Source organism: Rhodococcus sp. OS5, assembly GCF_056837585.1.
On the sequence record NZ_CM166368.1, the window covers coordinates 3,204,407 to 3,212,025 of the forward strand.

Genomic DNA, 7,619 nt, shown 5'->3' on the forward strand with positions numbered 1-7,619 from the left:
AAATCGGATTCGCTGAATCAAGGAGATATCTTGACCGAACTACTCGAAGGTGTGAGACCGCAACGCTCTCAGACGGTGGAGAGCAACGATCTCACCGACGGTGTTGTGCTGTACGACAGTTCCAGCGAGGTTGCCCATCACCTCAACCCGGTCGCGACGTTGGTGTGGGAACTGTGTGACGGCCGGACCGTCAGCGAAATTGTCCAGGCCGTGGCAGAAGTGCTCGAGATCCCTGACGACGAGGCGAAGTCGGTAGTCAACGAGACGTACGGACAACTGAGCACCTCTCGTCTGCTGGTGTGAGAATTCCGTGACAGGCAACCACGTACCACAATTCCGGGCGCACTACCTTTGGGTTGACGCGATTGTGCGCGGTTTCCGCATACCCGAGGTCGGTGTCGTCGAGCATCGGATTGCCAGCCCGTGGCCTGCGGACAACAACGTCGAAGTTCGGATTCAGCGGAATCGAGCGACATTCGGTCGCTGGGACGTCACCATCGAATCGACCATCGGCGGCAGCCATGAAACGCTGATCGGTCTGGACGGTCTCCAGCTCGCGGAGAGCGTGTACCGCACGGTGCACCGGGATGTCATGACGGCCGCGCACGCCCGACAGTGGACACGCCTGCACGCCGCTCTGGTCGACTGCAACGGTGTGAGAGTGGCGATCGCCGGGCATTCCGGGGCGGGCAAGACCACCTTGGCGCTCGCCCTTGCCATGCGGGGTGCACAACTGCGTGCTGACGAAGGCGTCTTCATTCGTGGTACCGAAGCTGTGGGCTTACCGCGGCGGGTTCACCTCAAAGCCGGTACGTTCGACGTCCTCCCGGAGATCAAAGCGCACGATTCGCTGTATCTTCCGTACGCCCCGCCGGTGTGGGCGTTGGACCCGTCAACCTTGCCTGCTGAACGAAACGTCAGCTCGGCGGTTCGCGGAATCGACCTGGTGCTGATCCTCGATGGATGGGACGAGGCGCCGACTCGACTCGCTCCCATGCCCGTATCCCAAGCGATACAGTCGCTGGCCGGGCAATCCGCACTTTGGTCCGACAATCACGGATTGACCCTGAGAAACATCGCCGCTCTACTCTCGAATGCCCCGTGCTACAGACTGATTCGACATCACGGCGACACCGGCGCCGACACCGTAGAGGAACTGGTGGCGTCATGCGTGACACCCGGTACCTGATTTCCATGTTGAAACCCGAGTGTGGGGCCGACGTCATCCGCTTGTGTTCGCAGCAGGATTGGCCCAGAGTCATCGACGCCGCTGTAAGGCACAAGGTATTGCCGCTGCTCGCCTCCCGAGCGGTCGAGGCCGGCTTCGCATCGGTCCTACCTGCGAGCTTCGCGGAAATGCTGTCGGAATCATCGGCCACCGCATCGAGTCCGGAACTGACGCTGAGCCTTGTCCATCACCGAAACACCATAAGGATCTCGGACCTCGACGCGCAACGAGTGGAACTGCAAGAGCTGTTACACAGCAACGGATTTCCGACGGTTGCACTGAAGGGTGCCGCCCTTCTCGAGCGAAAAATCTGGCCGAACCCGGCAGCTCGACGAATGACGGACATCGACCTCTTGGTCATAGATCCCGCACACGCCGTTCCCGCCAACGACGCGATCATCGACTTCGGCTACCGAATGGTCCGCCCCGACGAAGTGGACTCCGACTCCATCGATCACGACGATCACCAGGAACCGGCACTCCTTCGCGACGACCGTCATGGCTCCGTCGAAATCCATTCGCACTTACTTCCGAGGTTCACACGTCACGCGCTGACCCGAGAGGCCGCGGTCCGAGAAATCAGCGCGGAGGCGGAAGGATCCCGCCTTGCGATGGCCGACGTGACGCTGCACGTCATCGCTCACGCGCGGCTTGCCGATCGGGCCTTGATTCGAGCCGATTTGTCGTTGAACAGTGTCTTCGACGTGGGGTACCTGCTCACTTCCGAACCGGAACTCGCTGTGACGCTCTCCAGACGCCAGTTGCCACGCGATGTCCGTCGGGCGGTGAACGTCCACTGGGCGGCGGTGGAATCGATCTTCGGCGTCAGTACCGGAATGACGACCATCTCGGCGCGTTGGTGGTGGCGATGGACGCTGTGGTTGGCGGATCGCCCACGCCTGCACTCGCTCTACCGCGATCTGGTCATGGTGCCGCTCTTTCTCGACCGTGATCGGCTTTCCATCCGGGACGGGCGCGACCTACGTGGATGGGACTTGGCCCGCTCACGCGTGTCCCACTTCGTCCGTCGTGCGAGGACTGCCGTCGAAGATGCCGGGGGAGCGGCGTGAAAGTACTGATCACGGGCGGAGCGGGATTCATCGGAAGCACCGTCGCGTCGAAGTGCGTCGACGCCGGGATCGATGTCGTGATTCTCGACAACCTGCTGACCGGCCGCGCCGAATTTGCGCACAGATTCCCGTTCTACTGCGGCGACATCGCGGACGAGAAACTGCTCGACAAGGTATTCGCAGATCATTCCGATATCGATGCGACAGTTCACTGTGCGGCCTTGATCGTGGTCGGAGATTCCGTGAGTAGCCCGGCGCGGTACTACGAGAACAACGTATCCAAGTCGCTGACGCTGGTATCGAGTGTCCTTCGGAACGGGTGTGAGCGCTTCTTGTTCAGTTCCTCTGCGGCGGTGTATGCGCCGAGCGACGGTGGGTGTGTCGACGAACATTGGGGGATCGCACCGCAGAGTCCCTATGCGCACGGCAAGGCTCAGTTCGAAACGATGCTCGACGACATTGCGGCGGCCACTAAATTATCGGCGATATCTCTACGCTACTTCAATCCGGTCGGGGCAGATCCGGAGCTGCGAAGTGGTACACCATCGGCACGCCCGACCCACGCACTCGGAAAGCTGTTCGAATCATATTCGACAGGAACGCCTTTCAGGGTTACGGGAACGGATTGGCCGACGCGCGACGGATCCGGAGTGCGTGATTACGTTCATGTCTGGGACCTTGCAGACGCTCATGTTCGAGCGCTGGAAAGGTTCGACCGGGTCACCGCTGAATCATCACGCATGACTGTGGTCAATCTGGGCAGCGGGCGGGGGACGACGGTGTGGGAATTGGTACACACATTCGAGAACGTGCTCGGCGAAGATATCGACGTGGTCGCTGCCGGCCGACGCACCGGTGACACTGCCGGCGCTTATGCGTCGAACGATCGTGCGTTGCGACTACTCGGGTGGGTTCCGACATTCACCCTGGAACAGGGGATCGAGGACACCGCGCGGTGGCTGGCAGTGCGGCCGCACTTGCTCAACTCGGTGTAGCCGAACGTCAGCCCGTCGGGTCGTCGTCAACGGTGATGTTGTTGCTACGTAGCCAGAAGGTGGAGTCCGGATCCCACCCGGCGAGCACGCTGGCCCCCGCGTTGGCCGACAACGGGATCGCGACACCTGGCGTGGTCAGATAAGCCATCATGGTCAGGTGCACGGCGTCGTAATCTGCAGCGACCGAAACCCAGTCCGGAATGAACCAGTCACGGTATTCACCGGTCGTGTCGTACCACACGGAGCGACGTGAAGCGGGCACAGGCAGGGGATAGGTATCGACCAGATTCGCCCAGTCCTGCGGACCGGTGATCTCGTAGATCCGGGGCGCGCCGTAGATCCTCACCGGCTGCACCCGCGCCTCGTTCGAGGAGCTGTCTTCTTCGAGAAACACCCCGAGGGCCCCGATACCGTCGCGGGCCCTGGTTGTTTCGGTTGTGCCGTTGGCAAAAGGGATAGACCACCATTCGCCTCCGATGTGACGGTCCGGATCTTCGATCTGGTATTCCAGAAACCGGCGTTCGTTGTCGAGTGCCTCAGCGCGCCACTGTTCGAGGCCGTCTTCTGTGCGGTAAATCCGCAAGGGTAGGTCCGACCAGCCGTAAATAGGGTTTCGCTTTTCAACCAGATTCTGGTTCAGAAGGTCAGCAGGCTCGGCCCACCAGGCGGTGTGTGACGAGTCGAGAAGGGCTTGAGCGATCGGGCGCAATGCCGCGATCACCTCAGGGCGGACGAAGATCAGATCTTCCTCGTCGGGCGGCTGCCAGTAGCGTGCGCAATCTACGGCATACGCAAGACAGTGCAGAATCTCGAGCTCGGACATTTCTGCTGGCATGCGTAACCGACGTTCGCACAGAAGCGACGGCCACGTGGTGAACCGAGGACGAGTGCAACGGAATCCATTTGGGTAAAGCTAGCGGACAAGCTGACGGGGGACGTTCGAATATCCATTACTTGACATAATGTAGATTATCGGCAAATTCTCGACCTGGCGATATCCGGCTCACGCCTGGTTCGTGCAACCTTCCTTGTTTCCGCCCACCTATGTCTGTCTGCCGGTACATTTGCCGGCTTTCCTGCGTTTCCGTCCTAGATCTGCGACCGGCTTGCACGACCCGACCATTGCGACTCCGCGATCGCCGGCTGAATTGGTACCGATCACCGCCTGGCCTCGCCGGCGACTGCGGCTACGCCGCGCGACCTGGACGTCAGGAACGACCAATAAGTGCTCTGATGTGGATTGATGCCGATAAACACGTCTCACCGACTTCCGGCTACCCCACCTCAATTCGTCACTGTGACGTATTACGGTTGACAGGCTGGAGGCGAGTTCAGTTCCATTGTCATCGCCACGGACTACTATCGCCGCATGTGTTGTATTCGACCGGCCGCTTCTCATGGTCAGTGGCCGCGATGAGCGACACACCCAAGGTCGTGCATCGCTGGCTCGCAGTGCCAGACCAGTTTGACCGATTCACGCGATTCTTGCGCGACAACGGAATTCTCATGCCGACTCGGATAGGCATCGGCGTATTGGTTTTCCTCCTGGGTATCACGATTCTGCTGAAGCGACTGGGCACTCATTCGGTACAGACCATCGGATTTCCGTTGGACGTCGTCGTCGCAGTGCTTGTGATGATCGGCGGAATTGCCCTGCCTGTCGTAGCGACCACCCGTGAAAGGTCGTATTTCTTCGTAGTTGCCGGGGACTTCGCTGTTGCGGTGATCGTGCTGGCTGAGGCGAATCCGGATCAGAGATTGCTTGGATGTCTCGTCTTCGGGCTCGTCGGCTCGTACATAGCCTTCTTTCACAATCTTCGAACTCAGCTGTGGCACCTGCTGTTTTCCGGGGCGGTCATCGTTGTCGCCAGCATCGGCGTGTTCACCGATGTACCTTCTGGCCTTCCAGACGTCCTGGGGCGCATTGCCTTTGCCATTCCTGTCATCACTGTCATACCGGTGGTCACGCAGATTGCTCTGGCGCTCCTGAGCAACGACGCTCAAAGCTCAGAACTCGATCCGTTGACGGACCTGCTGAATCGGCGCGGACTCGCACGGCGGACTTCCGAACTACTGCAAGCGAAATCCAGCCTCGACCAGTCCTTGCTGGTGGTGGTGATCGACATCGACAATTTCAAACACTTCAACGACACTTACGGTCACGACGTCGGCGACCGAGTCATACTGCGCACGGCCTATCGACTACACGACTGGGCCAGATCGGACGCGGCGATAGCGCGCATCGGCGGTGACGAGTTCGTCGTCGTTCAGATGATGCCGTTGCCGTACGTCGGCGATCTACTGGCCCGGATCGCGCCCATCATGAACTCCCCTACAGGCGAACCAATCTCGACGACCAGCATCGGCATAGCCATCCACAACGGCGCCTGGCCGGACGTACACGCAGCAGAAAGTGGCGTTCACGATCTACATCGCCTCGCCGATTCGGCGATGTACGAAAGCAAGAGAATGGGTGGAAATCACGTCCACTCCATCGTTCTCACCGATCAACAGCTACAACAGCCACAACAGTCAGGCGGTCGTTCAGTCCTCTGAATCGTCTATCAGATGCATCGCGGCTTCCTCTGCCGACGCTGCGCCGCCGTCGATTCCGACGTCTCCGGCAATGAGTTCACTTTCCTCGTCCTCGTACCTGCCCTCGTCTTCGGCAACGAGACGCCCGACGCGACGGTTACCCACTTCGTCACCGTTCGGGAATTCTTCTTCCCGTTCGAATTCGTCGGCATCGGCGGGATCCTTCAAAGGATCTCCGAGCGACGCGTACGGATCGGGTTCTTCTTCGGCCAGGCGCTCGTCGAGGGTCTCCCCCGCTGATTCCTCGCTGCCGGTCAACCCGTGGGCATCAAGTCCCAGTGGGCGTTCCGGTGGTGAGATTCCCTCGTCGAGAATGTCGTCGACGCCTCGATCGATCAGAGTGTCTTCAGGTTGAAGCTGGTCGTCGGGATCGAGACTGTAATCGCCATTGCCGGCCGCGCCGGTGTCATCCGTGTCGCTCATACGATCAACGATGCCACGGGCACACCGAGTTGGCCATGTGCCGCGCCTGCTCGATACGTCACTCCGGAGACATTCAGCACGAACGCGGGGCCGGCACTCCGTCGAATCGGTCCTGTAGGTACTCGAATGCGGTGGGCAGACCGAGGACCGCAGTGGTGAGGTGGTCCGGGCTGGGGAACAGTTGGGATTGAATCGTGGCTCCGGCGGCGCAGTACCGCGAAATCGTGTTGACCACCGAATCGATGGGGATCAGAACGTCGTCGGGTGTGTGCCATTCGAACACCGGGGCAGTCGGCACACCCGGATAGAGTTCGACGCTGTTGTCGTCCATCACTTTTCGCACTTCAGGGCTGGACAGCAAGGATGTCGACGTCGACACCTGAGAGGCACTGCGCCCGGCACCGACCCTGAGGATGTCGTTGGTGCACGCGTTGGTGAGTTCGGCCCGCATCGACCGTCCGAGGTCGTTGAGTTGGTTGCTCAGCGGCAGTAGGTCGGGATACTCGCGTTCGAGGCCCATTGCTGCGGCGAAGGCGAGGCCGAATGCCGGGTGCGGATCCTGTCCGAGGCCGTTTGCCATCTTGGACAGATTCATCGGGACGCCGCCCTCGGCTACACCGACAAGGTTGACCTCGGGTGCGTAGCTCGGGGCCAGTGCGGCCGCCCACGCGGTGGCCATGCCGCCGCCGGAGTAGCCGGCAATACCTACAGGGCTGGCGCCACTACGCAATTCGGGGACTTTCTGAACGGCGCGGATACCGTCGAGCGTGATCTGTCCGCCCAGGCGCGCGGCGCCGTACGCACTGTTGGGTCCGAGATGGTCGGGAAGGGCAATGGTCCATCCACGTTGCAGCGCGACGTTGAGGATGGGCGCTTCACGGATGACGATGTTGGGATCCGATGCGTAAAGCGCGCGAGATGGCGCACATCCCGTACCGAGTGCATTGACGATGTGCTGATACGAGAGCAACGGGCCGTCTTGTGCTTGATTCGGCGGGACCAGGATCGTGCTGACCGCGGCAATAGGCTTGTTCTCGGAGTTCGTGGACCTGTAACTGACCTGCCAGATCGCGACGCCGGGAAAGGTCATCAGGTCAGGGGCCCGGCGCACGGAGATCGGCGTGCCGGCGGTCCCCTCAGCCGCTGCTTGCGAGTAGAACGGGTCCGGGTCCGGTGCCGGATATGCGGGATCGGCCTGTGCAGTCCCCCCGGAGAGCAGTGCGGCAGTCAGTGCAGCGGCAGTCAGCATCGATCCGGTAAACACGCGTGTGGTTCGCAGTTTCAACGTTTTCCCCTCGTCCGGACCCA

The 7,619-nt window shown here is 60.8% G+C and carries 8 protein-coding genes; 5 read left to right on the plus strand and 3 right to left on the minus strand.

Annotated features, from left to right (window positions below; translation table 11 throughout):
• The first annotated feature begins 30 nt into the window (after window positions 1–30).
• The 4 genes from ACVZUB_RS15070 to galE are packed head-to-tail and all read left to right on the plus strand — an operon-like array spanning window position 31 to window position 3,293.
• Window positions 31–303 carry a PqqD family protein gene (locus tag ACVZUB_RS15070; RefSeq protein WP_007732082.1) on the plus strand — a complete coding sequence of 91 codons (273 nt, stop codon included), beginning with the start codon at window positions 31–33 and terminating at the stop codon, window positions 301–303.
• 7 nt (window positions 304–310) lie between these two features.
• Entirely contained in the window at window positions 311–1,189 is an 879-nt protein-coding gene (locus ACVZUB_RS15075; RefSeq protein WP_482627486.1) for a hypothetical protein, read from the plus strand.
• Window positions 1,168–2,298 carry a nucleotidyltransferase family protein gene (locus ACVZUB_RS15080; RefSeq protein ID WP_397524606.1) on the plus strand — a complete coding sequence of 377 codons (1,131 nt, stop codon included), beginning with the start codon at window positions 1,168–1,170 and terminating at the stop codon, window positions 2,296–2,298. The genes ACVZUB_RS15075 and ACVZUB_RS15080 overlap by 22 nt, the downstream gene beginning before the upstream one ends.
• Entirely contained in the window at window positions 2,295–3,293 is a 999-nt protein-coding gene (galE, locus tag ACVZUB_RS15085; protein ID WP_482627487.1) for a UDP-glucose 4-epimerase GalE, read from the plus strand. The genes ACVZUB_RS15080 and galE overlap by 4 nt, the downstream gene beginning before the upstream one ends.
• Before the next feature lie 7 nt (window positions 3,294–3,300).
• On the opposite strand, the gene ACVZUB_RS15090 is transcribed toward galE, so the two are convergent.
• Complete coding sequence (locus ACVZUB_RS15090; protein ID WP_482627488.1) at window positions 3,301–4,128, minus strand: hypothetical protein; 828 nt, start codon at window positions 4,126–4,128, stop codon at window positions 3,301–3,303.
• Window positions 4,129–4,799: 671 nt separating this feature from the next.
• On the opposite strand from ACVZUB_RS15090, the gene ACVZUB_RS15095 reads away from it, so the two are divergent.
• Window positions 4,800–5,849 (plus strand): GGDEF domain-containing protein, encoded by a 1,050-nt coding sequence (locus tag ACVZUB_RS15095; RefSeq protein ID WP_231915093.1) that lies wholly within the window; start codon window positions 4,800–4,802, stop codon window positions 5,847–5,849.
• Here the strand turns inward: ACVZUB_RS15095 and ACVZUB_RS15100 are convergent.
• Window positions 5,838–6,311 carry a DUF5709 domain-containing protein gene (locus ACVZUB_RS15100; RefSeq protein WP_003945009.1) on the minus strand — a complete coding sequence of 158 codons (474 nt, stop codon included), beginning with the start codon at window positions 6,309–6,311 and terminating at the stop codon, window positions 5,838–5,840. The two genes, ACVZUB_RS15095 and ACVZUB_RS15100, sit on opposite strands and share 12 nt — an antisense overlap.
• 73 nt (window positions 6,312–6,384) lie before the next feature.
• Entirely contained in the window at window positions 6,385–7,560 is a 1,176-nt protein-coding gene (locus tag ACVZUB_RS15105; protein ID WP_054827626.1) for a lipase family protein, read from the minus strand.
• Window positions 7,561–7,619 lie beyond the last annotated feature (59 nt).